Source organism: Actinoplanes sp. NPDC049265, from assembly GCF_043197135.1.
GTDB lineage: Bacteria > Actinomycetota > Actinomycetes > Mycobacteriales > Micromonosporaceae > Actinoplanes.
The window spans coordinates 202,685-226,551 of record NZ_JBICSP010000013.1 but is presented as its reverse complement, the minus strand read 5'-3'; the positions used below and the strand labels follow the sequence as shown (position 1 = coordinate 226,551).

Below are 23,867 nucleotides of genomic sequence, written 5' to 3'. Positions count from 1 at the left end.
TTGTTCGCGGGCCGCCTGCTATCCGCCCGGTGCCGCGCCGGTGCCGGCGGGTGTGCGCTGCTGCTCGTTGCCGCTGTCGACGTGGATCGGCGGCGGCACGACAGCGGTGCTCGGCGGCACGTAGATCTCGCCGTTCTTGCAATAGACGATCACCCGGCGTACGGCCCCGCCCCCGATGTACGCGCCGGGGTTGCCCTGCCGGGCGAACTCCGCGGCCACCTCGGCCCGGGTCACGTTGGGCGCGGTGATGTGCGTCTCGACGTCCCGGAAGCCGAACCGGACCGCCTTCTCGCGGGCGACCACCGCGGACTCGTACACCGCTGCCGTGCCCGCCCGGCCGGCCTGCGGCGGCCCCTTGAGCTGCAGCGGGCGTGGCGGCCGGCCGATCGTACCGTCGATGCCGCCGAAGCCGTCGCCGAACAGCTCGACCGGCTCGCCGGTGGCCCGGGCGATGCCCTGGGCCTGGCTGATCTCGGTGGCCGACGGTGGCACCTCGTTGTAGCGGATCCGCACGTTGCCGCCGGCGTCCTGGGAGTGTGCCATCACCGGGTCGAGTGGGTTAGAGCGGTTGGTGGCGTTGGCCCGGTCCTGTGCCGCCTGGGCGTCCGCGACGTCCGGCTGCTTGCCGATTTCCCGGGCGGCCACCCGGCGCAGCTCGTCCGGCGACATGGCCTTGAGCCGCGCCTCGAACTCGGGGGTGAGCTTGCCGGCGGCGCGTTGGCCGGCGATGAACCGGTCGAACGCCGCCTGATCGCTCGCGGACAGCCGGGCCCGCCCTTGGAATTCGACCGCCTCGCGTGCGACCGGCGGCGCGCTCGGGGTGTCCACCACCGGCCGGGTGGTCGGCGGGGGGTTCGGCAGCCCGGCCGCGGCCCGGGCCCGCAGCTTGATCCGTTCCCGCACGGCGGCCAGCGCTCCGGCCGCCCGGGGGAAGCGGGCCACGAAGACTTTGGCCAGCTTCTGGCCGACCGCGGCGATCAGCACCAGCGCGAGCGTGATGCCGAGTGAGATCACCGAGTCGGCCATCACCCCGTAGTCGTCGCCGAGCTGCTCGGTCGTGCGACCCGGGCGGCCCAGGTTGGACCATGCCTTGGCGATGCTGGCCACCTGGACGACCACGTCGGCGGCCAGCAGCGAGAGGCCGACGGCCAGCATGGCGCCTTCGCCGACGATCGGGGTGCCGAGGATCGACCCGGCGATGAACGCGGCGATGGACAGCTGGGCGAACAGCGTGGACAGGATGGCCATGAGCTCGCGGGCGGCGCGCAGGCCGGCGTCCACGGCGTCACTGAACCGGCCCGCGAACAGGTCCGTCAAGGCTTGCCCGGCGGCGCTGAGCATCGGCGGCAGGTGCCGGTAGAGCGAGACGAACGGTACGAAGATCTCGAGCAGTACGTTGAGGATGACGCTGCCCCAGTTGCCGGCCAGATAGGACAGCCGCGCCTTCAGGAACTCCCACAGGATGTCTCCGTGCGACGGCGATGCCGCCTCCTGCTGCCGGGCGGGCACGGGCGTGGCCTCCTGGCGCTGGACCGTATGCCGGCCGCCCGGCGCCGCGGCTGTCTCGTCGCGTCCGCCGCCGAACAGGGGCGCCACGTGCTCGCCGTACATCTGCTCGGCCTTGGCCGGCACCGTGGCGATCATGGCGCCGACCTGGGCCCGGTACGGCGCGACGAAGGCGCCCGGGTCCTTGACCGCCCGCGCGATCCCGGACAGCACCTTGCTGCCGGTGACCCGCAGCAACTCGCGGACCTTCCCGGCGTACGCCAGCACCGCGCGACCGGCCGCGATCAGCCCGCGCACCAGCCCGCCCAGCCGGTCCCGCAGCCAGCCGCCGGCCGTCCGCAGCGCCGACCACAGGGCCCGCAGCGCGCCGGCCGCGAGGTCACGCAGCCGGTCGACGAGCCGGCCGAGCGCGGCCCGGGCCGCGGCGACCGCCCGCCGGATTGCCCCGACGGCGGCGCGGGCCGCGCCGGCCAGGCGCGCGCCGACCCGCCCGGCGATCTCCCGGGCGGCGTCCACGAACCGGGCGACGCGGTCGGCGATGGCCTGGCGGACGCGGTCGAACAGGCCGCGTACCCGGTTGAGGGCCGCGTCCAGCACCGACCGTGCCGCCGACGCCACCGCGGACAGGCCCGAGCGCACCGCGCCCACCGCTCGTCCGGCCGCGCCCTTGATCCGGCCCCACAGGGAACGCTGCACCGCCTGCACCGGCGCCGCCGCCGGGGCCTGCGCCTCGCTGCGGGCGGTCGACATGATCGACGTGGCCTCGGAGTTGGCCGCGCCGGCCTGCTGCTCGATGTCGGCGCCCGCGCCCGCCCGCAGGGTACGCAGCTCGCCGCGGGCGGCGGCGGTGACGCGGCCGCCTTCGGCCCGCCACGCGAGCCGGTGTTCGGCGACCTCGCCGGCCGTCCGGGTGCCGAGGTCCCGGGCCTCGCCGCCGACCGCCTCCTGTTCCGTGTCGACGGCCTCGTCGTGCGCGGCCCGGGCGTCGCCGGTCGCTCGCGTGTGCTCGGCGACGGCCGCGTCCCGTTGCTGCTGGGCGGCACCGGCGGCGGCTGCCAGCCGGCCGCCGAACCCACGGTCGAGCACGCGCGCCACGGCCGGTTCCAGGGCCGGCAGACCGGCCAGGTCGGGTGCCGGCGCGGGGGCGGAGGGCAGTGGGCCGGTGGTGAGCGCGCCGATCGCGGCGGGCGCGCCCAGCGGGCCGATCCGCATTGCGTCGGCCTGCCCGGCCGCGTCCTGCCCGGCGGCGTCGACGGCAGCGCCCTCGACCTGTTCGCGGGCGGCCAGCCCGGCGGTGGTGGGCCCGGTGGCCAGGCTGTCGCCGTCGGCGGCCGGGATCGGCGGCGCCGCGCCTCCCGGTCCGGCGACCGCCGGTGCGGGCGGCTCGGCCAGGTCGGGCTCCGGGGTCACGGGCAGGCCCGCGGGTGCTGATGCCGCCGTCAGTAGAGCGCCCGCCCCCTCGCCGGCCTGCTGATGCGCGGTGGTCATGCCGGCCGCCAGGGCGGCCACGTCACCGGCCAGGGTGCTGGGCTTGATCGCGCCGGCGCCGCCGCCCGCGCCGGCCCCGCCCATCAGTCCGGTGACCGCGCGGTTCCCGGCGGCACGCTGTAGTGCGAGCACGGCGCTCATCGGGCCGGCGGCGGGCGTCCGTCCGCTCCGCGGTTTCGCGGCCGGCGTGCCGTCGCGGTCCGCTGCGGTGTCGGCCCGGCGGTCCACGGCGCGACCGTACCCGTCGTACCGGAATGATCACTATCGGTGAAAAGACACGGATTCCTGACCGATCAGGTCAGGTGCCAGCCGGCGACGTGCTCGAACTGTCCGAGGTAGACGCGCGCGGCCTCGGCGACGCCGCCGTCGCGGGTGGGCAGCCGGGTGGCGGCGATGAAGGACTCCGGGTCGCCATCGCCGCCGGTCGTGGCCACGAGCTGGAGGTCGTCGTCGACGAACCGGCCGCCACCGGCGATCGCCGCCGCCAGCGCCAGGGCCAGGCCGGTGACCACGGCCGCGGCCCGCCGGGCCGGGCTGAACACCAGGCCGCCGCCACCGGCCGCGGTCGGCAGGATCACCACGAGCGGCTCCGCGGCCGCGCCGACCGCCTCCACCAGCGGATCGGGGACGCCCGGCCCGACCAGCGTGGACCGCAGGCCGGCTTGGTCCAGTGGCCGGCCGGGATCCACGACCCGGCCCCACTCGCGACGGCGGCCGGCCACCAGCGCGGGCGCCGGGACCTCGGCCAGCCCGAGCAGGTCGGCCTCGACGCGGCGGGCGCCGGTCACGAGGTCGCTCAGCGGCAGCGGCCGCCGGATGCGGGCCTGGAAGTCGAGCGACACGGCCTTCAGGCTACCGGCATCACCACAAGCACTTCGGCGTCGAGGCCTGATGCGGCGTCAACCCTGGGCGGCGGCCGCGGCGAGTTCCTGGTGGCTGCGCAGGATGCAGAACTCGTTGCCCTCCGGGTCGGCCAGCACCACCCAGCCGCTGCCGTCGGGTTTGCGGAGGTCGCTGACCTGGGTGGCGCCGAGCTCGAGGAGGCGGTTCAGTTCCTTGTCGCGGGCGCCCTCGACCGGGCGCAGGTCGAAGTGGATGCGGTTCTTGACCTGCTTGGCGTCGGGCACCTCGATGAACAGCACCGAGTGCCGGCCGTCGGCCGAGAAGATCGGGCATTCCTCGTCGCCGGGGCGGTTGGGGTCGTCGGGGTTCTCCCGGTAGTCGAGGGCCTTCTCCCACCACTTCGACAGGGTGTAGGCGTCGGTGCAGTCCACGGTGGTGTGCGAGATGAACGAGGTCACGCACCCCAGCCCAGCAGAGCCGACGCCGGTACGGCAACTCGAATGACCCGGAAGGGCCGTCAGTGTCGGATACCAGCGTTCAGAATGCCGGCCCAGGCGTCGTCGTCGTCCTCGATGCCGATCGAGACGACCAGGTGGCACAACATGCCCCGGGCGAAGAACATCTGGACCGGGCCGTCCTCGGCGCCGGACCAGCGGGCGACATCGGTGACCAGGTCGCGGTAGGCGGCCCGGACCACGGTGCGGATCGCCGGTTCGGCCGCGGCGGCCGCCTGGGCGTGCAGTTGCACGCGGAGCAGGCGGCCGTCGGCGATCAACTCGACGTAACGCTCCGCCATGGCATCCAGCAGTTGTTGCGGGGTGGCCGTGCCGCGTTTCTCCGCCGCCTCGTGGAAGGCCTGGCTGATCAGCCGGAACGCGTGCGCGATGGCTTCGGTGAACAACTTCTCGCGGTTGCCGTACAGGCGATAGACGTAGGGTTCGGAAATCGCCGCCCGCCGGGCCACGTCCTGGACGCTGGCGCCGTGGTAGCCACGTGCGGCGAAGACCGTTACGGCGGCGTCGAGCACCTCTTCGCGGCGAGCGGCACCGGTCGATCTATTGCTGTTAGGCACGTGACTCAGCGTAGCCGGTCCTCGGGGTGCTGCCGAATGACGGCGACAGACACCAGGAGGGCGGCGGCGCTGAGGGCGGCCATGACCACGAACGGGGGACCGTAACCGCCCAGCACGGTCAGGGCGGCGAGGCCGACGGCGCCGCCGACCTGGCGGGTGGCGTTGATGAGACCGCCCGCCAGCCCGGAGTCGGCCGGCTCGACCCCGCTGGCCGACAGGCCGGTGAGCTGAACGAACGCCGTGCCCAGGCCGAGGCCGATGAGCAACGTCGGCGCGATCAGGTCGAGGAACAGGCCGGCGTCGGCCGGCGTACGGGAGAGCCACAGCAGACCCGCGCCGAGCAGCGCGAATCCGCCGAGCAGCGTGACCCGGGGGCCGAAACGCCGGGCCAGACCGGGTGTGACCGAGGAGCTGAGCATGATCATGATGGCCATCGGCAGCTGCGTCAGGCCGGCCCGCAGCGGTGAGTAGTGCAACACCTGTTGCTGATACAGCGGCAGCACGTAGAACAGGCCGATCCAGACCGCGCCGAGCAGCAGCATGGTCAGGTTCGCGCCGGCCACCGCGCGGATCCGGACGACGCGCAGGGGTATCAGCGGCTCGGCCGCGCGGGCCGGCCACGCGACGAACCCGGCCAGCAGCACGGCCCCGGCGATCAACGCCACCGTGGGCCCGGCCGCGGGCACGCCGCCGACCCCGTACGTGAGCAGAAGCAGCCCCGCGGTGAGCGCGACAGTGCCGGGCAGGTCGAGGCGACGCCCGGGTTCGGACCGGTCGGAGCGCACCGTGCGGGCCGCGCCGGCCAGCACCACGATGCCGAGCGGGACGGTGGCCAGGAAGATGCCACGCCAGCCGAACGCCTGGGTCAGGACGCCGCCGAGCAGCACCCCGGCGGCGCCGCCGGCCCCGGACACCGCACCCCACACGCCGAGCGCGCGGCCGCGTTCCCGGCCCGGCGGGAAGGTGGCCAGCACGAGGCCCAGGGCCGCCGGGGCCAGCAGTGCGGCCGCGATGCCCTGCACGGCCCGGGCGATGATCAGTACGGCGCCGGAGCCGGCCAGGCCCGCGACCGCCACAGCGACCGTGAACAGCGCGAGCCCGCCGAGAAAGACCCGCCGGCGGCCGGCCAGGTCGGCGATCCGGCCGCCGGGCAGCAGCAGGGCCCCGAAGACCAGGACGTACGCGTTGACCACCCAGGCCAGGCCCGAGGCCGACAGGTTCAGGCCCTCGCGGAGCTGCGGCAGTGCGATGTTGACGATCGAGGTGCTGAGAACGACGAGGAACTGGGCCGCGGCGAGGAAGGTGAGCGCGGCCCAGGCGGCGCGTCCGGTGGTTTCGCGTACGCCGGTCATGGGTCAGCCGATCCGCGAGTCCGGGATCCAGGAACCGTGGATGCCGCTGGGTACCCGCCGGGGCAGCGCGACCGACGCCGTCACGGACAGATCGTGCGCGTCCAGGACGAGCAGTTCGGAGGCGTCCTCGCGAAGGTCGCTGACGATCGTCAGGAGCCAGCCATCGTCCTCGGCGATGCCGTTCGCGGCCGGCACGAACACCGCCTCGCCGGGCTGGCGACCGGGCCCGGCCGGGTGGACGATCCGCTCGCCGGTGGTGGTGTTGAGCTTGACCAGGGCGTACTCGTGCAGACCGGCCCCGGGAAAGCCGGCGTGGTAACTGATCGCGCTGGCCCGGCCGAGCCGGTCGTTGTTGATCGTCGGGAAGTCGGTGGACAGGTCGTCGAGGTCGGTGCTCCGGGCGGTGCCGCGGGCCGGGTCGAGGATCCAGCGGGTGGCGGTCGCGCCGGTGACCGGCACGTCGGGGCAGCCGGGCGAGCCGACCCACCACTTCCACGAGGTTTCCCAACCGGCCCGGTCGTAGCGCGGGCCCTCCAGGACGACTGTGCCGTCCGGGCCGTCGTACGCGTTGGTGGTGTGCAGCACGGCGGCGGGCTCGACCGCGATCCAGGTGACGTCGACGGATCCGTCCCGCGCCATCACGCCGATCCGCGCCGGGTAGTCGTCGTGCCACCGGTAGGGGATGCCGGAGGTCTCGGCCTGGTCGAACACCACGGGCAGGTCGAGCCAGACGACCTTGGTCTCGGTGATCGCGAAGTCGTGCATGAGGCTGGGGCCGGCGCCCGGCACGACGTCGCTGCGCACGATCGTCCCGGTGGCGTCGGCCACCAGGTACGTCAGGTAGGGAGGGAAGGGGGAGTAGCTGAAGAAGTAGAGGTTCCCGTTGTCCGGATCCTCTTTGGGATGGGCCGTCATGGCCGAGGTGAGCTTGCCGCCGAAGTCGAACGGGCCGACCGTGTCCAGGCCGGGGGTGACCTCGAAGGGCAGGTTGGCCTCCTGGAGGGCCAGCAGCCGGCCGCCGTGCTCGATGATGTGGGTGCCGGCGACGCTGGCGGTCAGGTCGACCGAGCCGTCCGGGCGTACCAGCGGGGCGCCGTCGAGGGCCGGCGTGCGTACCCACCGGTTGCGGTACCACCGGGCCTGGCCGCCGGCCAGTTCCACGCCGTGCAGCATGCCGCTGCCCCGGAACCAGTGTGTCGGGGTGATGCCGGGTTTGGGGTTGTGGCCGTTTCGCAGGTAGCGACCGTTCAGCTCGGGCGGCACGGTACCGCTGATCTTGAGGTCGGTCCCTTCGATCTCGTCGGGGACGGGCAGGTAGTGGTCACTGATGTACGGCTGGTAGCTCACGGTTCCTCCGATAGTGAGTGTGTCCTCACACTCACCATGCCCGGCCCGGAGCTGACTCCAAACATTCAGAGTCAGGGGGTACGCCGTGCGCGGCCGGGGCCGGGCGCGCCGGCGAACGCCTGAGCCATCGACATCCACTCGGCGGCGGCGTCGCCCTCGATCGTCAGCGTCGTGTCGTCGACGTGGCGGCGCTGGGTGACGACGAGGCAGAAGTCCAGCGCCGGCCCGATGACCCGGTCGGCCGCGCCCGGATCGCCCCACGTCCAGCCGGTGCCGGACGGCGCCCGCAGTTCCACCCGTACGCCGGCGTCGGGGGTGGTCCGTCCGCGCAGCGCATAGCTGAAGCCGCGGGTCGAGACGCCCAGGTGGGCGATGTGGCGGAGCCGGTCGGTGGGTGTCCGCCCGGCGCCGAGGGCATCGGCCACGTCCTGACCGTGCGCCCAGGTCTCCATGATCCGGGCGGTCAGCGCCGAGGCCACACTCATGTCCGGGCCGAACCAGGGCAGCCGCGTCCGGGCCGGCAGGCCGCCGTAGACGTCGAGCAGCGCGGTCCGGGCGGTGGCGAACCAGTCCCGCGCCGCCGCGGCGGTCAGGTGGGCGTGGCCGGCGGCGATCCGGTCGGGGAAGTCCATGCCCGCGGCCATGAGCTCGGCCGCCTCGGTCCGGAAACGATCGCCGTCGGCCACCGCCAGCACGGCGGCGTCGTCGAAGAAGGCGAGGTGGGTCACCTGGTCGCGGATCGTCCACCCGGCCGCCGGGGTGGGCGCGGCGAACGCGGCGTCGTCGAGCGGGTCCAGCAGCGCCCGCAGGTCGAGCGTCTCGGCGCGCAGATCGGCGATCAGATCGCCGACGGAGACGGGCATCGCCGGCCTCCTTCAGCAGGTCCGCGGCAGGGGAGTCGTCAACGCGCCTCAGGCGGAGCCGGCGAGTGCGGTGACCGTGCGCGACGGGCTCGGCCGGCCCAGAATTCCGGCCATCCATTGGCTGGTGGCGACCAGTTTGCCGAGGTCGATGCCGGTCTCGATGCCGAGGCCGTGCAACTGCCAGACCAGGTCCTCGGTGGCGAGGTTGCCGGTGGCGCTCTTGGCGTACGGGCAGCCGCCGAGCCCGCCGGCCGAGGCGTCCACGGTGGTCACGCCGTGCCGCAGGGCGGCCAGCGTGTTGGCCAGCGCCTGTCCGTAGGTGTCGTGGAAGTGCACGGCGATCCGGTCGACCGGTGTGCCGGCCTCCCCGAGGGCGTCGAGCAGGGCCACGACCTGGCCGGGGGTGGCGACGCCGATGGTGTCACCCAGGCTCAGCTCGGTGCAGCCGAACTCCATCAGCCGGCGCGCCACGGCCACCACCTGGGGGATCGGCACCTCGCCCTCCCAAGGGTCCCCGAAGCACATGGAGACGTAGCCGCGTACGCCCAGACCCTCCTTGCGGGCCCTGGCCACGACCGGCTCGAACATCAGCAGCGACTCGTCGACGGTGCGGTTGAGGTTGCGCTGGGCGAAGGACTCGGTCGCGCTGGCGAAGACCGCGACGTCGCGGACGCCCAGGGCCAGGGCGCGGTCGAGGCCGCGCAGGTTGGGGACCAGGGCCGGGTAGCGGACGCCCGCGCTGAACGTCAGCCGCTCCAGCAGCTGCTCGGCGTCGGCGAGCTGGGGAATCCAGTTGGCGGGTACGAAGCTGGTCACCTCGATCGAGGTGTGTCCGGCGTCGACGAGGCGTTCGATGAACTGCGCCTTGGCCTCGACCGGCACGACGGCCGACTCGTTCTGCAGCCCGTCGCGCGGGCCGACCTCGTGGATGGTGACGCGCGACGGCAGGCCGGTCAGGGGCGTGACGCCGTAACGCGGATCCGGTACCACGTCTCCTCCTCGGACGGCTGGGTCAAGACCTTACGAACCTAACTGACCGTCCGTACGGTCAGCAAGGTTTTCGTATAGTTGTCCGGTGACCGCCCGGAACCCGCGTACGAGCTCCCGCGACGCGATCCTGCGCGTGTTCGCCGAGCAGGTGGCCGAGCGCGGCTACGCCGACACCAGCCTGGGCGACGTGGCCGCGCACCTGGGCCTGAGCAAGGGCACGATCGTCCACCACTTCCGCAGCAAGCAGGCGATGCTGGGCGAGCTTCACGTGGCCTATTTTGGCCGGCGCTTCGCCGAGGCGGAACACATCCTCGCGGAGCTCGACGACCCCGTCCGGCGGCTGATCGCGATCATCTACGCGTTGCTCAAGTCGCACCGGGACGACCGCGCCGCCAGCCTGGCCTGCCTGCGCGAGCTGGTCCGGTATTTCGAGGGCGAGCTGAACGAGTACGTCCGCAAGCAGCGGACGGCGTACACCGACATCCTGGTCGGCGTCCTGCGCGACGGTGTCCGGCAGGGCCTGCTGCACACGGCCGACCCGGGGATGACCGCGCTGCACATCTTCGGCATGTGCAACTACGCCTGGAGCTGGTACAGGCCGGACGGGGCGCGGTCGGTGGAACAGATCGCCGCCCAGTTCGCCCGGGAGACCCTCGGCGGTCTCACCCACCCGGCCACCGACGACCCCGGTCTGACGGAAAAAATCGACCAGGCCCTCGCGACGGTACGCCGCGCGCCCACCGGAATCCCGGACGCGGCGGTCCTCCGGGGCTGACCGGCCCATTCCACGGCTGAACGTCAGGCGATTGCGCGACGGTAAATCGTCGGTTTACCAGAGTGCATTGGATTTTCGTACCCGGTGCGAATTAGCGTCACTGCCTGCCGCCGGACCTGGCGAAGTTCCTATGGAAAGGACCACATTCCCTTGATCGACTGGGTGGTGCTCACCGAGTCACTGGGTTCGTCCTGGTGGCTTTATCTGATCCTGATGTCGGTGTCCCTTCTGGACTCCTTTCTGCCGCTGATCCCGAGCGAGCCCGTCATCATCCTGGCCGGCGTCTTCGCCGCCACCGGCGCCACCAACCTCGCGCTGGTCATCGTCGCCACCTCCGTCGGGGCCTTTCTGGGCGACCAGATTCCGTACGCGTTCGGCCGGGGGCTGGGCGGCCGGGTGCTGAAGCGGCTCCGGCCCGGCACCCGGCGACGTGCCACGCACGACTGGCTCTCCCGGAACCTGGACGCGCGCGGCGGATTCGTGCTGGTGAGCACCAGGTTCATTCCGGTCGGACGGTACCTGGTGACCATCACCACCGGGATGGTGCGCTACAGCTACCGGCGCTACGTCCTGTTCACCGCCATCGGGGGGACCGCCTGGGGCGCCTACACCGTCATGACGGGCTATGTGGGCGGCGTGCTCTTCCAGGACAACGCTCTGCTGGCCTTCCTCGTCGGCATCGGGCTGGCCGTGCTGGTGTCGGGGGTGATGGAGGTGATCCGTCGTGTCCGCGCCCGGGACGCGGTGGCGTGAACGGCGCGTTGTTGCGTGCCGGTAAATCGTGGCTTTACCACATGGCAGTGGATTGCGATCAATTCGCGAATTAGGGTGGCGTCATGAACATGTTGCTCGACCATCTGCGGATCAGTGACGTGGTCGCCAATTTGGCCCACGCCCAGGACTCCAAGGACTGGGAACGGTTTCGCGGATTGTTCGCCGATCGCGTGACACTCGATCTGACCGGGCGGTCCGGTGAGCCTGTCGAGGAGTTGACGGCCGACGAGATGACCGCCATGGGCCGTAAGATAATCGACGGTTTCGCCTGCACGCACCACGCCAGTTCGAATTTGCTCGTCGAGATTTCCGGTACGACAGCGTCGTGCCGGGCGCATATGGTCGCCTATCACCATGTCCCGACCCCGGGTGTCGACCATCTCACCATGCGGGGTTACTGGCATCTGGAGCTCGTAAATGACGACGAGAAATGGTTGATCCGCCGGTGGACAATCGTGCGGACAGCGCCGTGGGAAGGCAATCAGGACCTGTATCGCATCGCGCGTGAAGGCGCCTAGCTCGTCAGTGTTCGCCGCGGCGCCACTCGCTCAGGGCGATCAGCGTCTTCGTACCGTTGATCCCGCGGCCCTTGCGGAGTTTGTTGATGACCGCCTGCAGGTGCTTGTGGTCGCGCGCCCGCAGATGCACGAGGGCGTCGAGGTCGCCCGCGATCGACCAGATCGACTCGACCTCGGGCAGGTGCTGCGCGATCTCGACCATGTCCTCGGGCGTGCCGCTGCCGAGGTAGCGGACCTCCGTGAACGCCTCGACCTGCCAGCCGAGCTTGGTGTGGTCGATCTGCACGCTGAACCCGGTGATGATGCCGAGGTCGCGCAGGCGGTCGACCCGCCGCTTGGTCGCGGCGACGGAGAGGCCGACCTCCGCGGCCAGCGTCGTGAAGGTGGCGCGGCCGTCGCGCGCGAGCAGGCGGAGGAGCTCGTGGTCGATCTCGTCGGTGCTGTCCGGGTCCATACGCGCAAAGAATAGCGGCACCTTCGCACATTTTCCTCCGACGGACGGACCGGATCCTGACAAGCGCGGGCATCGAATCAGCGGAGGTCCAATTCGTGGCATCAGGCATCGGCGTGGAATTCACGTACCGTCGTCCGGGTCGTGTGGGGTATGCGGTTCCGCTCGTCTTCCCGCAGCACTTCCGCGGGAACATCGCCAACGGGGACCCGCTGCTCGTGAACACCATTGCGGCGCAGCCCGACGTCATTCCCTTCGACAACACCGGGATCGGGGCGAGCAGCGAGACCCCGCGAACGGTCGAGTGGATGGCGCCGGACGCGCCCGCCGTCCTCGGCGCTTCGTGTTGTACGACCAGGTCAACGGCCAGTCAGGCCGCGCCGAACCAGCGCTTCAACGACTGATCGAGGGTGCCGGCCCGCGTTCCGGCCCACGCGACGTAGCCGTCGGGACGGATCAGCATCGCCTCCGTACCCGAGGCCGGCTCTACGGCGACGGCCGTGACCCGGTCGCTCCACGGGCGGAGCGCTCGCTCGAACTCGTCGTCCCGAGCCGGGTAGATCAGCACGGGCCGTGCGTCGCGGAGCAGGTCCGGCAGCCGCGCCGACCGACCGCCGGCCAGGGTGAGCGGGATTGACGGCGCGAACCGGCCGACGACGCCGGACGGCTGATCGACTCCCATGTCGTACGGGACGTCGGAACCGGCCATCAGGTCGGCGATCCGCCGTACGTTGCCGCGGTCGGTGAGGAACTCGGTGAACAGTTCCCGGAGGGCGGTGACGTCGGAGCCGGGGGACATCAGGGCGGTCTGCGCCTGGGTTTGCGTGAAGACACGCCGGCCGAGCGGATGCCGCTCGCTCTCGAAGGTGTCGAGCAGGCCGTCGGGCGCCCATCCATGCAGGTCGGCGCCGAGTTTCCAGGCGAGGTTGGCGGCGTCCTGAAGGGCGAGGTTCAGGCCGGGGCCGCCGGCGGCCGAGTGCACGTGCGCGGCGTCGCCGACCAGGAAGACCCGGCGGTCCCGGTACCGGTCGGCGACCCGGGTGTTGCGGCCGCTGATCCGGCGCAGCAGGGTCGGTGCTCCCTCGGGCGGTGGGCTCAGGGTGACGGCGACGCCCAGGACGCGTTCGATGCTGGCTTCCATCTCGGCGAGGGTCATCGGCTTCCCCGGGCCCGGGTGGCTCTCCTCGGGGTGATCCTCCCATTCGGCCGTGTACACCAGTGGCCGCTCCGGGTTCCGCATCGCGATGGTGAGTACGCCGCGTTCGGTGCGATGGAACGTGTCCGGGATCGTGCCGAGCCCCTGGACGTGGACCAGGCCGGGGCCGGCCGGGGTGAGCTGCCTGGTCGGCGCGATCAGGGCGGTGCGGTCGACGATCCGGCGGTCCGTGTGGCCCGGGAAGCCGATGCCGGACTGCTTGCGTACCGTGCTTCGCGCTCCGTCGCTGCCGACGAGATAGCGCGCGGTCAGGGTGCTCCCGGTCCCGTCCGACGTGTTCGTGACCGCGACCTCGACGTGGTCGTCGCGCTGCTCGAACGTGCGCAGCTCGAAGCCGCGGCGAAGGTCGACGCCCAGTTCGGCGGCGCGCTCGTTGAGGACCCGCTCGAGATCGCGTTGATTGATCGGCAGCAGGTACATCGGGTTGTCCTGGCCGAGCACGTGCAGCGGCAGCGGCAGGGCGCCGAAGAAGAAGGCCGGCGCCGGCACCGGGACCGGTGTGCCGCTGCACCTCTCGAACAGGCCGCGGTGATCGAGCAGCCGTACGACCTGGCCGGTGAGCCCGTGTGCCTTGTCGCCCTGGTTGATCTCGGGCAGACGCTCCAGGACGACGGGGTTCAGCCCGGCCAACTTGAGTTCGCAGGCCAGGAAGATCCCGACCGGCCCGCCTCCGACGATGACCACGTCAAGCATGGTTTTCCTCCCTCTCGATAACACTACACCGTGCAGTGTAGCTCAGGGGGAGTACCGGTTTCATGCCACACCCGTGTCGGGCGGCGCTGACGCCTCTCGATGATCAGTAGAACTGTTGGCAACCGGCCCGCTGCCCCTCGTGAGGAGAACGCCATGTCACTGATCACCGACTACGACAGCAACGGCTACGACTACCGGTCCTACTGGGACGACCGGGACTACGAGGCCTGGGCCGAGGACCACGCGCTGGAGAACACGGTGCCGTGGCTGGGGAGTCCCGAGTGGATGGTCGACTTCGGCGGTGGTTTCGGCCGGAACGCCAAGCACTACCGCACGCGGGCCCGCCGTTACGTCCTCGTCGACTACTCGACCACCAACCTTCGCAACGCCGCCCAGGGCTTGGCCGGTGACGTCGCGGACGGGCGGGCGTACCTGATCCGGGCCGACCTCAACCGCCTGCCGTTCGTCGACCACGCGTTCGACGCCGCCATGGTCGTCCGGGTCCTGCACCACCTGAGCGATGTGGAGGGCGCGCTCGCCGAGATGGGCCGGACCGTCCGCGACCGCTGGCTGCTGGACATCCCGATCAAGCATCACGTTCTCGGCCTGGCCCGCGCGGCCGTGCACGGCGACCTGGCGGCGATGCGCGGGCCGGAACCCGTGGTCACCGGCCACAGCGAAACCCCGTTCTACAACTTCAAGCTCTCGGTCGTACGGCAGCGGCTGCTCGACGCCGGTTGGAACACCCGCTTGGCCGGCAGCGTCAACAACCTGCGCCGCTGGGACCGGTCCCTGCCCCCGGCCATGGTCCGCACGTTGCGCCCGGCGGTGCAGGCGGTGGAGACGGCCGTACGCCACGGCGGTCGCGGTTGGTTCGGCCCGAGCCAGTTCGTGTACGCCAACCGCAACACCAACGAGCTGGCCCTGCGGGCGACCGACTCCCTGGCGGCCCGCATGTGCTGCCCGGCCTGCGGCGGCTGGCTGGACTGGACCCCGGACGCCGCCACCTGCGAGAGCTGCTGGTCGGCCTATCCCTGCAGTGACGGCTTCTGGGACTTCACCGTCCGGGCGGCCTGACGTCCGGATGTCCTCAGGCCCCCCGAACGACCAGTTTCGGCAAATTACGGACAAAAGACTTAAACGGCATTTACCCTGCACTTGTTCATTGCGATGCGGGGGAATCGATGCTGCGACACCGAGGAAAAGTCAGGGCGGGAGCGGTAGTGCTCACGCTTGCCGGCGTACTCATCGGCGGTACGCCGGCGGCGGCCGCGCCGCCCTCGACCACACAGGTGCTGCAGTTCTACGCGGGGACCGGTACGGCCGGCGCGGCGGTGCCCGGACCGTACGCGTCCTCGCCGCTGAGCTCGCCGATGGGAACGGCGTTCGACAGCCAGGGCAACATGTTCATCAGCACCTACGGCACCAACAACTGCCAGGTCCTGAAGGTGACACCGGGCGGCACGCTCTCCGTCTTCGCGGGCAGCGGCCCCTGCGCCAACGCCACCCCCGGCCCGGCCACGGCGAGCGGGCTGAACAAGCCGACCAACCTCGCGGTGGACAGCCAGGACAACGTCTACGTCACCGAGGACGTCGGCAACCGGCTCTCGAAGATCACGCCCGGCGGCACGCTCAGCATCGTCGCGGGCAACGGCTCGTCCAGCGGCGCGGTCGTCGAGGGCCCGGCGACCCAGTCGCCGATGCGCATCTCCGGCCTGGCCCTGGACAACTCGGACAACATCTACCTCGGTGACTGGGTCCACGGGCAGATCCTCAAGGTGGACACCGGCGGCAACCTCACCATCGTGGCCGGCAACGGCACCACGACCGTGACGCCCGGCCCGGCCCGGCAGTCCGGCATGCGTGGACCGTACGGCGTGGCCCGCGACAGCCAGGGCAACATCTACGCCACCGACTACTACCTGCACTACGTCTACAAGATCACTCCCGGTGGCACGCTGTCGATCTTCGCGGGCAACGGCGGCACGGCCGTACCGACGCCCGGGCCGGCCACCAGCTCGGCGCTGTACCGCCCCTGGGACGTCGACGTCGACGCCTCCGACAACGTCTACGTGAGCGTGGCCGGCGCCCCGTCGATCGTCGGCATCACCCCCGGCGGCACACTGTCGATCGTGGCCGGCACCGGTGTCAGCGGCACCACCCAGCCCGGCCCGGCCACCGCCACGCCGCTGCGTTCGATCACCTACATGAGCTTCGGCGGGGCCAACCTCTACTACAGCGACCTGACCGGGCAACGCGTCAACCGGCTGCTGGCCGGCACCCCGCCCACCGCCCCGCTGAACCTGCAGGGGACGCCCAGCGCGGGAAGCGTCGCGCTGAGCTTCGATCCGCCGGCCAGTGACGGCGGCACGGCCATCCAGTCGTACGAGGTCTCCACCGACGACGGGGCCAACTGGGCCACGCTGAGCACGTCCGGCTCCGGACCGATCACCGGCACCGTGTCCAACCTGACCGCCGGTCAGACGTACCAGATCCGCGTGCGGGCCAACAACGCGGCCGGCGCCGGCACGCCGAGCGCGCGAGAGACCGTGGCGGTGCCGGCCGGGCCGCCCGGCGCGCCGACCGCGCTGCAGGCCGACCCCCGGCACGCGGCCGCCGTACTGACCTTCGCCGTTCCCGCCAACGACGGCGGCGAGCCGATCACCTCGTACGACGTCTCCACCAACGACGGTTCCAGCTGGGCCGCCCTGCCGGTGACCGGGACCGGCGCGACCCGGACCGGAACGGTCGGCTCGCTGACCGACGGCCAGCAGTACACCGTGCGGGTCCGGGCGCGCAACGTCGTCGGGCCCGGAGCGGCCAGCGCCAGCGTGACGGTCACGCCCGTGCCGTCGGCTCCCGGAGCGCCCGGAAACTTCGCGGTGCAGCGTGGGAACGCCTCCGCCGCGGTGGCGTTCGACCCGCCCACCGACAACGGCGGCAGCCCCGTGACCTCGTACGACGCCTCGACCGACGACGGCGCGAACTGGAGCCCGCTGGTCACCACCGGCAGCACCCGGCTGACCGGCACCATCTCGTCGCTGACCAACGGTCAGCAGTACACCGTCCGGGTCCGGGCCCGCAACAACGCCGGCGCCGGTACGCCCACCGCCGCGCTCACCGTCACCCCGGCCACCACCCCCGGCGCGCCCGGCAACCTGCAGGCCACGCGGGGCAACGGCAGCGCCGCCCTGTCCTTCACCCCGCCCGCGGACACCGGCGGCGCCCCGCTCACTACCTACGACGTGTCGGTGGACGACGGCGCGAACTGGCAGGCACTCACCACCAGCGGCGCCAACCCGGTCACCGGCACCGTGTCCGGCCTGACCAACGGCCAGCAGTACGCCGTTCGCGTCCGGGCCCGCAACGGGATCGGCGCCGGCACGCCCAGCACCGCCGCCGCCGTCGTCCCCGCGACCGTCCCGGCGGCACCCACCGGCGTGCAGGCCACCCGGGCCGACCAGGCCGCGGAGGTGACGTTCACCGTCCCGGCCACCGGCGGCTCGCCGATCACGTCGTACGAAGCGTCCATCGACGATGGAGCGAACTGGGCCACGCTGGCCGTCACCGGGACCGGCGGCACCCGGACGGGCACGGTGTCGTCGCTGACCAACGGCCAGCAGTACTCCGTACGCGTCCGGGCCCGCAACACCGTCGGCGCCGGTACGCCCAGCGGCGCCGCCACCGTCACACCGGCCGGCGTCCCCGAGGCGCCGACCGGCGTGAGCCTGGCGCCCGGCAACGGCCAACTCGACGTCACCTTCACGCCCGGCGGCGACAACGGCAGCACGATCGGCGGGTACGAGGTGTCGGTCGACGGCGGCGCCTGGACCGCGCTGGCGACGCAGCCGGCCACGGGCGGCGCCCTGACCGGCACGATCACCGGCCTGGTCAACGACACCGCCTACCAGGTGCGCGTACGTGCCGTGAACGACATCGGGCCCGGGCCGGCCACCGCCGGAACCTCCGGCTCGCCCGCCGCCGCGGTCCCGGACGCGCCGACCGGCCTGCAAGGGACCGGCGGCAACGGCACCGCCACGCTCACCTTCACGCCCGGCGGCGACAACGGCAGCACGATCGGCGGGTACGAGGTGTCGGTCGACGGCGGCGCCTGGACCGCGCTGGCGACGCAGCCGGCCACGGGCGGCGCCCTGACCGGCACGATCACCGGCCTGGTCAACGGCACGGTGTACGCGGTCCGCGTACGCGCCCTGAACCAGGTCGGCCCCGGTGCGGCCACCGCGCCGGAGAACGTCACCCCGGTCGCCGCGCCGGCCGGGCCGCCCGCCGGCCTGAGCCTGTCGTCCCGCGACGGCGGACTCGGTCTGCGGTTCACGCCACCCACCGACGACGGCGGCAGCGCCGTGCAGACCTACCAGGTCTCCACCGACGGCGGCACGACCTGGGCCGGCCTGACCACCAGCGCCGGAACCGGCGGCACCCGGACCGCCACCGTGACCGGGCTGACCAACGGCGTCTCGTACGCCGTGCGGGTCCGTGCCGTCACCGACGCCGGACCCGGCGCGGCCGGCGACCCGGCGACCGGCATGCCCGGCCTGCCCGCCGCGCCGCAGAACGTCGCCGCGGTCGCGGGCGTCTCCTCCATCACGGTGTCCTGGAGTCCCGGCACCGGCAACGACGTCCCGGTCACCGGGTACCGGGTGATCGCCGATCCGGGCCCGGCCACCTGCCGCCCGGCCGCCGGCCAGACGTCCTGCGTGCTGGGCGCCGTAGCCGGCCAGGAGTACAAAGTCCGCGTCGTCGCCGAGGCGGCCGGTGCCCTGGAGACCTCGTCCGGGCCGGCCGGACCGGTGACGCCGTCGGCCCCGCCGGTCACCGCCGAGCCGCCGGACACCGACCTGACCCTGACCACCGACCGCGGCGACATCAACGAGGTCAGTCCCGGGGAACGGCTGACCCTGATCGGCACCGGCTTCGCGCCGTACTCCACGGTCACGATCACGCTCTACTCCGACCCGCAGGTGCTGGCCACGGTCACCACCGACGGCGACGGCGCGTTCCGCTACACCGTCGACGTTCCCGCCGGCCTCAGCGCCGGCGATCACACCCTGGTCGCGGCCGGCGTGGATCCGGACGGCAACCCGTTCAGCCGGACCCTGTCGGTCACCGTGGCCGGCGACGGCGATCAGCTGCCCATCACCGGGACCGACATCAACCGGGCCATCCTGACCTGGCTGCTGCTGCTCGGCGTCGTGATGGTCGCCCTCGGATCCGGGGTGCGGGTGCTGGTCCGCCGGTCCGAGCCCTGATCCACGGAAGGCCCGGGCCGAGCTTGATCAGCTCGGCCCGGGCCGATCAGGTCGCCGGTGACACGCTCCTGATCCGTTCCAGGATGTACGCGGCCAGTTCGTTCGGCGCCTGTTCGGGGATCCAGTGCGTAACGCCGTCGAGCACCTTGAAGTCGTACGGCCCTGACACCCAGCGGCCGGTCAGCTCCGCGGCCCGGCGGCCGATGGCGACGTCGCCGGTGCTCCAGACGTATGTCGTCGGAACGGTGATCGCCCCCGTCGTACGTCCCACGGAGGCATCGAGAGGCATAGCGCGGTACCAGCGCAGCGCGGCGGCCAGCCGGCCGGGGTCTTCGACGAGCCGGTCGGCGTACGCCTCAGCCGTGTGATCGTCGAGGCCGGCGCGTTTCAGCATCGCCACCGCGAGCCGGCCGTCCCACGCCCGGATGGCGGCCTCGGGCAGCCACGGCACCTGGAAGAACCCGACGTGCCAGGCCTGCCGGAACTGCCGGCTGGTCAGCATGGCCTTCACCATCGCACGCGGATGCGGCGCGGAAACAGCGGTCAGGGTGTGCAGGCGTTCCGGCCTGGTGGCGGCCACCATCCACGCGACCCCGCCGCCCCAGTCGTGGCCCACCAGGTGCACCCGGTCAACGCCGGCGGCGTCGACGAGGGCCACGACGTCGGCCACGAGCTCGCCGAGCCGGTAGGCCCGCCGCGGCCGAGGCCGGGCCTCCGGCGTGTACCCGCGCTGCTCGGGCGCGATGACCCGGTAGCCGGCCGCGAGCAGTTGCCGGGAAACGCCGGCCCACGTTCGCGCACTCTGCGGGAACCCGTGCAGGAGCACGACCGTCTCCGCGCCCACCGGCCCCTCGTCCAGCACCTCGAACCGCATACCGTCGCGTGCGAACGACTCCACAGCGTGGACGCTACCCGCCCCCGGCCCGCCGGCCTCAGGCGCCCGAGGAACTGCTCGCTCGTGCGCGGCGCGCGTCGGGGGCGGCAGGTGGCAGGGCATTGCCGGGATCGACGCCCTGCTGATAGTTCCGCAGACGTCGATCGCGACGCCGGCGTTCGCGCTCTATCCAGTCCTTTCCCTCCGCGGCGACCGATTCGAGAATCTGCAGCGCCCCGTTGATACCGGCGACGTCGAGCGCCAGCTCCAGGAGGTTGCGTGGATCTTCCCTGACCCGATCGATCAGGCCTTCGTCGAAGTTCTCCGCGCGGACCTTGATCAGCTGATCGTTGACCAGAGCCAGCTCGAACGTGCGGCTGAGCACCAGTGCGTCACCGACCGGACGGTGGCCCGGGCTGTCCGTGGGCCGGGGCGTGGCCGTTTTCGCCGCGGAGCGGCCGCCGCCGAGCCGCATGCCGAACTCCTTGACCCGGGCGGACGCGAACGCTCCGTAGTGGAAAGCAGTCCGTTCCTCGTTGCCGATCATGCCGGTCAGGAAGTCCGACTCCACAGCGAATTGACGCACGCCGCCCTCGGTGAGAAGAAAGACGCGGATGATGTACCTGGAGTAGCGCGGCGGCCCGCTGACGACCCGGGCGCGGGCGCACGGCGGCCTGGCTTCGGTGAGAATCGTGTGCGCCAGGACATCGCGGCTGGTCAACCTGTACCGACGCATCGCCAGTTGTCTCACATGAGCCTTGTCGTAGTCGAGCCATCGTGCCATCTCGCTGTCGTCCGGCCGGTCCGCGAGTTCTCGCCGGTGTTCCTCGTAGGCGGCATACTGCCGCGCGTAGTCGCTGTCCGCTTGGCCGAGCTCTTCGCGGCGGCGGCCCACCTCCAGGTAGAACATCGTCGCCCCTCGGTAGGTCAGGCTGGCGCCGAGGCACAGGAGTGGCACCGCCAGAATGGTCACCGGCCAGTCCACGACGAAGATCTCGGCGACGACGACACAGAATCCGCCGCCCCCCGCCACAAGTCCCAGCACGGTGAGAAGAACGGTCCGGCCCGCGGCCCGCGGTTCGGTGCGGTCGTCGGGCAGGGATCCCGAACTCCACCGGTCGAACGTCACCTTGGCATGCCACATGATGAGCCAGACGATCCGGTCGAGTCTTTTCCGTCTCCCGTACAGGTCGACGATTTCTCGCTGGACAGCGTTCTTGATTCTCTTGACGCTGCGGTCCCAGTGTTCTCCGTCCGGCTTCTTCCTGGGCCGATAGGCTTCAAACGCGGCGTCGACCAGAGCTCTGATCACGAGGATGTTGGCCCGGCTCCGGCCATCCCCGCCGGGGTTGCCGCTGTCGCTGGAAATCGGCTTCTGACGGGCGGCGACGCGCCGGTACCGTTCGCGTTGCCGCAGCGTCTCCCACCGGCACCGGACGGCGAGGAATCCTCCGCCGGAGCAGAGAAGCAGAGCGGTGACGACCGGCGGTGTGCCGGCTTCAGCGACGACCGGGACGAGCAGTACGAACGCTGCAGCGCAGAGTGCCACGCCGAGCACGAGCAGGAACCAGGTCAGCTCGTTCAGGGCGACCTTCTTCGGTTCCCGGCGTACCGGAGTGGCGGGGTCGGCCCAGAAGAACTTCCACGCTCGTTCGCGTCGTCGGTTGCCCGTCCGGTTGGCCTCCAGTTCGGAGGCGTACTCGGCGTCGATCTGATCTTGGATTCCGCCCGCCAAGATCATGTCCAGGTGGCGGCGGATCTCCTCACGTCGTGGTCTCGGCAACCGGTCGAACTCGCTCATCGTGCGTGTGAAGGCGTCCGGATCCGGCTTGCCCCGTGATTCCTGTTCCGCCAGACAGTGCACCAGCATGTGTACGACGGTCAGCGCGTTGCGCCACGGTTCTCGCGGGCCCGGGCCCTGGATCAGTTCGAAGGCGGTGGAGAGGCCGACGAAGTCGTCCTTGTCCAGGCGATCGAACGACCGCTGACCGAGAATGGCGAGCGTCCAGTAGTAGGCGACCTCGGTCGTGCGGAGACCCTCCATGAACGCCTCGCGGAAGAGCTTCTCGGCCCGAGGATGTGCGTTGCCACGCAGGTAGTTCAGGCCGACCCGGCGCTTCTCCTCCGGGGAGTCCTCCCTGAGGTTGTAGAAATATATGTTGCCGTGGACCGAGCCGACCTGCATGTTCACTTCGGCGTCCTGGGCGACGTTCGAGTAGTAGGCGTCACCGCCCGGCGTCATAGCGCACCTCGCAGTGCCAGCTCGATGATCTCATCCGCCTGGGCGATCAGGTCCGGCGCGCCGTCGACCTGGCGGCGGATGCCGTGCATCGCGGCGACGAATTCGCCGTCGTCGTCCGACGCGGCATGGGAGGCCAATGCCCGGCAGATCTCCGCGCGCACCGCTGTCGCCGCGTCGCCATCGAGATTGCCGGCCCGCTGTGCGGCACGTACCGCCTTGCAGAACTGCTCGACACGCGTGGCCAACTCCGACGACGCCTGGGGCGGCGCGCCGAAGCTGACGTTCCCGACGACCTTGGAGATCTGGTTGGCCGGTCCGACGACGAAGCCCTCGATGCTGTTGGTGAACGTCTCGTTCATGACCTGCTCCTTCCGGTGGTCCGACGAACTGTCAGTTGTGGACGGCATGGTCTGTCGCTGAGGTTCGGCAAGGTCTCGGTCCTGCCTCAGAACTTTTCGGTGGATGTCCTGGAGGGCGGCCCCCGGGCGGGTTCCGAGCTCCTCGTCGAGTTGGTCTCCGATACGTCCGAAGGTCGCGAGCGCGTCGGCGGTCTGCCCGGCACCGTGATAGGCGATCATCAGCTGGCCCGCGATCCGCTCGTCGCGGGGAAAGGCCACGTTGAGCGAAACCAGTTCGGGGACGAGGTTGCTGTGGCGTCCCAGCCGGAGTTCCAGGTCGATGCACTCCACCAGGTCGCTCAGGTACGCCGTGCGTAGCTGGTCGCGCTGGTCGCGCACCCAGCGTCCGGTGAGGCCCGCGAAGGGCTCGGTCGCCGGCGGACCGCCCTCGGCGCCCCATTCTCGGAGGGCGCCGCGGTACTGCTTCACGGCCTTGGCCAGTTCGCCCGCTTCCTGACACGCTCGCGCGGATCGGCGCAGATCGTGGAACCGGAGCAGGTCGACCTGCCCGTGGCGAACGTCCGCGCGATATCCGTGGCGTTGCGGCGGAAGCAGCATTTCGTCGCCGCCTGCCTCACGGAGGGCCCGCCGCAGATCGGAGATCAGCTCATGCAACCGCGGGCGCGCGGCCCGGGGTACCGCGGTGTCGGGTTCGTCGGCCGGCCACAACCGGTCGATCAAGGACTCGGTGCTGATGAAGCGCGGTTCGCTGACCAGGATGGACAGCAGCAGCTGATGTATCGCGCCGCCGATCGCGACGGTCCGGCCGTTGAGCCGCACTTCCGGTGGACCTAACAGTTGAAATTCCATCGAACCCCCCAGAGCGGCGCACGGGCCAGCGCGGCACCCATACGCACCTATCGGCGGCCCAGTTCGGGACCCAGGCCGTGTTGCGACAACAGAGGTGGCCGGCGGCAGATGGCCGCCGCGACCGGCGAAAGCGAGTGATCCGAGATGGCGCAGATCGACCGGATCTGGCAATGGAGCGCAGGGCTCTGGCTGAAGAGCAGCCGCAGTTACGGCAGCGGCGAATGTGTGGAGGTGCGGGCGCGGGACGGCGGCATCCAGGTCCGGGATTCCAAGGATCCTGACGGACCGCGGCTGGCGTTCAGCCGGCGGGAGTGGGCCGCCTTCGTGGCCGGCGTCCGGGCGGGCGAATTCGATCAGTTCTGTTGATCCGCGTGGCGTGAGCGAG

Annotated in this window: 20 protein-coding genes; 7 read left to right on the top strand and 13 right to left on the bottom strand. The window is 71.5% G+C overall.

Translation table 11 applies throughout. The features are described 5' to 3' along the window. Window positions 1–18: 18 nt before the first annotated feature. The 8 genes from ACGFIO_RS28765 to ACGFIO_RS28730 form a co-directional block, all read right to left on the bottom strand. Window positions 19–3,222 (bottom strand): hypothetical protein, encoded by a 3,204-nt coding sequence (locus ACGFIO_RS28765; RefSeq protein WP_392830356.1) that lies wholly within the window; start codon window positions 3,220–3,222, stop codon window positions 19–21. 65 nt (window positions 3,223–3,287) lie between these two features. Further along, window positions 3,288–3,836: a hypothetical protein gene (locus ACGFIO_RS28760; protein WP_392830355.1), complete on the bottom strand. Its 549-nt coding sequence runs from the start codon at window positions 3,834–3,836 to the stop codon at window positions 3,288–3,290. 57 nt (window positions 3,837–3,893) lie between these two features. Beyond that, the gene (locus ACGFIO_RS28755; RefSeq protein ID WP_392830353.1) at window positions 3,894–4,295 is read right to left on the bottom strand and encodes a VOC family protein; all 402 of its coding nucleotides are present in this window, start codon (window positions 4,293–4,295) and stop codon (window positions 3,894–3,896) included. Between the two features lie 59 nt (window positions 4,296–4,354). Beyond that, on the bottom strand, window positions 4,355–4,909 hold the full coding sequence (locus tag ACGFIO_RS28750; RefSeq protein WP_392830351.1) for a TetR/AcrR family transcriptional regulator: 555 nt from the start codon (window positions 4,907–4,909) through the stop codon (window positions 4,355–4,357). Window positions 4,910–4,914: 5 nt separating this feature from the next. Then, window positions 4,915–6,261, bottom strand: coding sequence for an MFS transporter (locus ACGFIO_RS28745; RefSeq protein ID WP_392830350.1), 1,347 nt, complete (start codon window positions 6,259–6,261; stop codon window positions 4,915–4,917). Window positions 6,262–6,264: 3 nt separating this feature from the next. Then, entirely contained in the window at window positions 6,265–7,608 is a 1,344-nt protein-coding gene (locus ACGFIO_RS28740) for a carotenoid oxygenase family protein (protein WP_392830348.1), read from the bottom strand. Window positions 7,609–7,679: 71 nt separating this feature from the next. After that, window positions 7,680–8,471: a TIGR03084 family metal-binding protein gene (locus ACGFIO_RS28735; RefSeq protein ID WP_392830347.1), complete on the bottom strand. Its 792-nt coding sequence runs from the start codon at window positions 8,469–8,471 to the stop codon at window positions 7,680–7,682. A 48-nt stretch (window positions 8,472–8,519) separates the two neighbouring features. Continuing rightward, window positions 8,520–9,461 carry a hydroxymethylglutaryl-CoA lyase gene (locus ACGFIO_RS28730; protein ID WP_392830345.1) on the bottom strand — a complete coding sequence of 314 codons (942 nt, stop codon included), beginning with the start codon at window positions 9,459–9,461 and terminating at the stop codon, window positions 8,520–8,522. Window positions 9,462–9,546: 85 nt separating this feature from the next. On the opposite strand from ACGFIO_RS28730, the gene ACGFIO_RS28725 reads away from it, so the two are divergent. The 3 genes from ACGFIO_RS28725 (at window position 9,547) to ACGFIO_RS28715 (ending at window position 11,528) form a co-directional block, all read left to right on the top strand. Beyond that, window positions 9,547–10,236 carry a TetR/AcrR family transcriptional regulator gene (locus ACGFIO_RS28725; RefSeq protein WP_392830344.1) on the top strand — a complete coding sequence of 230 codons (690 nt, stop codon included), beginning with the start codon at window positions 9,547–9,549 and terminating at the stop codon, window positions 10,234–10,236. A 150-nt stretch (window positions 10,237–10,386) separates the two neighbouring features. Then, on the top strand, window positions 10,387–10,989 hold the full coding sequence (locus ACGFIO_RS28720) for a DedA family protein (protein WP_392830342.1): 603 nt from the start codon (window positions 10,387–10,389) through the stop codon (window positions 10,987–10,989). Window positions 10,990–11,072: 83 nt separating this feature from the next. Continuing rightward, complete coding sequence (locus ACGFIO_RS28715) at window positions 11,073–11,528, top strand: nuclear transport factor 2 family protein (RefSeq protein ID WP_392830340.1); 456 nt, start codon at window positions 11,073–11,075, stop codon at window positions 11,526–11,528. Between the two features lie 4 nt (window positions 11,529–11,532). Here ACGFIO_RS28715 and ACGFIO_RS28710 read toward each other — a convergent pair whose 3' ends face one another. Continuing rightward, complete coding sequence (locus ACGFIO_RS28710; protein WP_392830339.1) at window positions 11,533–11,982, bottom strand: Lrp/AsnC family transcriptional regulator; 450 nt, start codon at window positions 11,980–11,982, stop codon at window positions 11,533–11,535. Window positions 11,983–12,077: 95 nt separating this feature from the next. Here ACGFIO_RS28710 and ACGFIO_RS28705 point away from each other — a divergent pair, with 95 nt between their 5' ends. Then, on the top strand, window positions 12,078–12,383 hold the full coding sequence (locus ACGFIO_RS28705) for a hypothetical protein (RefSeq protein WP_392830338.1): 306 nt from the start codon (window positions 12,078–12,080) through the stop codon (window positions 12,381–12,383). Here the strand turns inward: ACGFIO_RS28705 and ACGFIO_RS28700 are convergent. Then, on the bottom strand, window positions 12,350–13,888 hold the full coding sequence (locus ACGFIO_RS28700) for an FAD-dependent monooxygenase (RefSeq protein WP_392830336.1): 1,539 nt from the start codon (window positions 13,886–13,888) through the stop codon (window positions 12,350–12,352). The two genes, ACGFIO_RS28705 and ACGFIO_RS28700, sit on opposite strands and share 34 nt — an antisense overlap. 153 nt (window positions 13,889–14,041) lie before the next feature. Here ACGFIO_RS28700 and ACGFIO_RS28695 point away from each other — a divergent pair, with 153 nt between their 5' ends. Next, entirely contained in the window at window positions 14,042–14,965 is a 924-nt protein-coding gene (locus ACGFIO_RS28695) for a class I SAM-dependent methyltransferase (RefSeq protein ID WP_392830335.1), read from the top strand. A 146-nt stretch (window positions 14,966–15,111) separates the two neighbouring features. Then, entirely contained in the window at window positions 15,112–19,158 is a 4,047-nt protein-coding gene (locus ACGFIO_RS28690) for a fibronectin type III domain-containing protein (RefSeq protein WP_392830334.1), read from the top strand. Between the two features lie 46 nt (window positions 19,159–19,204). Here ACGFIO_RS28690 and ACGFIO_RS28685 read toward each other — a convergent pair whose 3' ends face one another. The 3 genes from ACGFIO_RS28685 to ACGFIO_RS28675 all read right to left on the bottom strand — a co-directional run bounded on the left by ACGFIO_RS28685 (window position 19,205) and on the right by ACGFIO_RS28675 (window position 23,482). After that, the gene (locus ACGFIO_RS28685; protein WP_392830333.1) at window positions 19,205–20,056 is read right to left on the bottom strand and encodes an alpha/beta fold hydrolase; all 852 of its coding nucleotides are present in this window, start codon (window positions 20,054–20,056) and stop codon (window positions 19,205–19,207) included. Between the two features lie 34 nt (window positions 20,057–20,090). Further along, window positions 20,091–21,902, bottom strand: coding sequence for a hypothetical protein (locus tag ACGFIO_RS28680; protein WP_392830332.1), 1,812 nt, complete (start codon window positions 21,900–21,902; stop codon window positions 20,091–20,093). Between the two features lie 368 nt (window positions 21,903–22,270). Continuing rightward, on the bottom strand, window positions 22,271–23,482 hold the full coding sequence (locus ACGFIO_RS28675) for a BTAD domain-containing putative transcriptional regulator (RefSeq protein WP_392830331.1): 1,212 nt from the start codon (window positions 23,480–23,482) through the stop codon (window positions 22,271–22,273). A 144-nt stretch (window positions 23,483–23,626) separates the two neighbouring features. On the opposite strand from ACGFIO_RS28675, the gene ACGFIO_RS28670 reads away from it, so the two are divergent. After that, on the top strand, window positions 23,627–23,848 hold the full coding sequence (locus ACGFIO_RS28670) for a DUF397 domain-containing protein (RefSeq protein WP_392830329.1): 222 nt from the start codon (window positions 23,627–23,629) through the stop codon (window positions 23,846–23,848). Window positions 23,849–23,867: the final 19 nt, after the last annotated feature.

Excerpts from the sequence above, each read along its gene's own strand:
- ACGFIO_RS28745 (WP_392830350.1), bottom strand. The coding sequence starts at position 6,261 with ATGACCGGCGTACGCGAAACCACCGGACGCGCCGCCTGGGCCGCGCTC.
- ACGFIO_RS28735 (WP_392830347.1), bottom strand. The coding sequence starts at position 8,471 with ATGCCCGTCTCCGTCGGCGATCTGATCGCCGATCTGCGCGCCGAGACG.
- ACGFIO_RS28715 (WP_392830340.1), top strand. The coding sequence starts at position 11,073 with ATGAACATGTTGCTCGACCATCTGCGGATCAGTGACGTGGTCGCCAAT.
- ACGFIO_RS28710 (WP_392830339.1), bottom strand. The coding sequence starts at position 11,982 with ATGGACCCGGACAGCACCGACGAGATCGACCACGAGCTCCTCCGCCTG.
- ACGFIO_RS28700 (WP_392830336.1), bottom strand. The coding sequence starts at position 13,888 with ATGCTTGACGTGGTCATCGTCGGAGGCGGGCCGGTCGGGATCTTCCTG.
- ACGFIO_RS28695 (WP_392830335.1), top strand. The coding sequence starts at position 14,042 with ATGTCACTGATCACCGACTACGACAGCAACGGCTACGACTACCGGTCC.
- ACGFIO_RS28680 (WP_392830332.1), bottom strand. The coding sequence starts at position 21,902 with ATGCTGGTGCACTGTCTGGCGGAACAGGAATCACGGGGCAAGCCGGAT.
- ACGFIO_RS28675 (WP_392830331.1), bottom strand. The coding sequence starts at position 23,482 with ATGGAATTTCAACTGTTAGGTCCACCGGAAGTGCGGCTCAACGGCCGG.
- ACGFIO_RS28670 (WP_392830329.1), top strand. The coding sequence starts at position 23,627 with ATGGCGCAGATCGACCGGATCTGGCAATGGAGCGCAGGGCTCTGGCTG.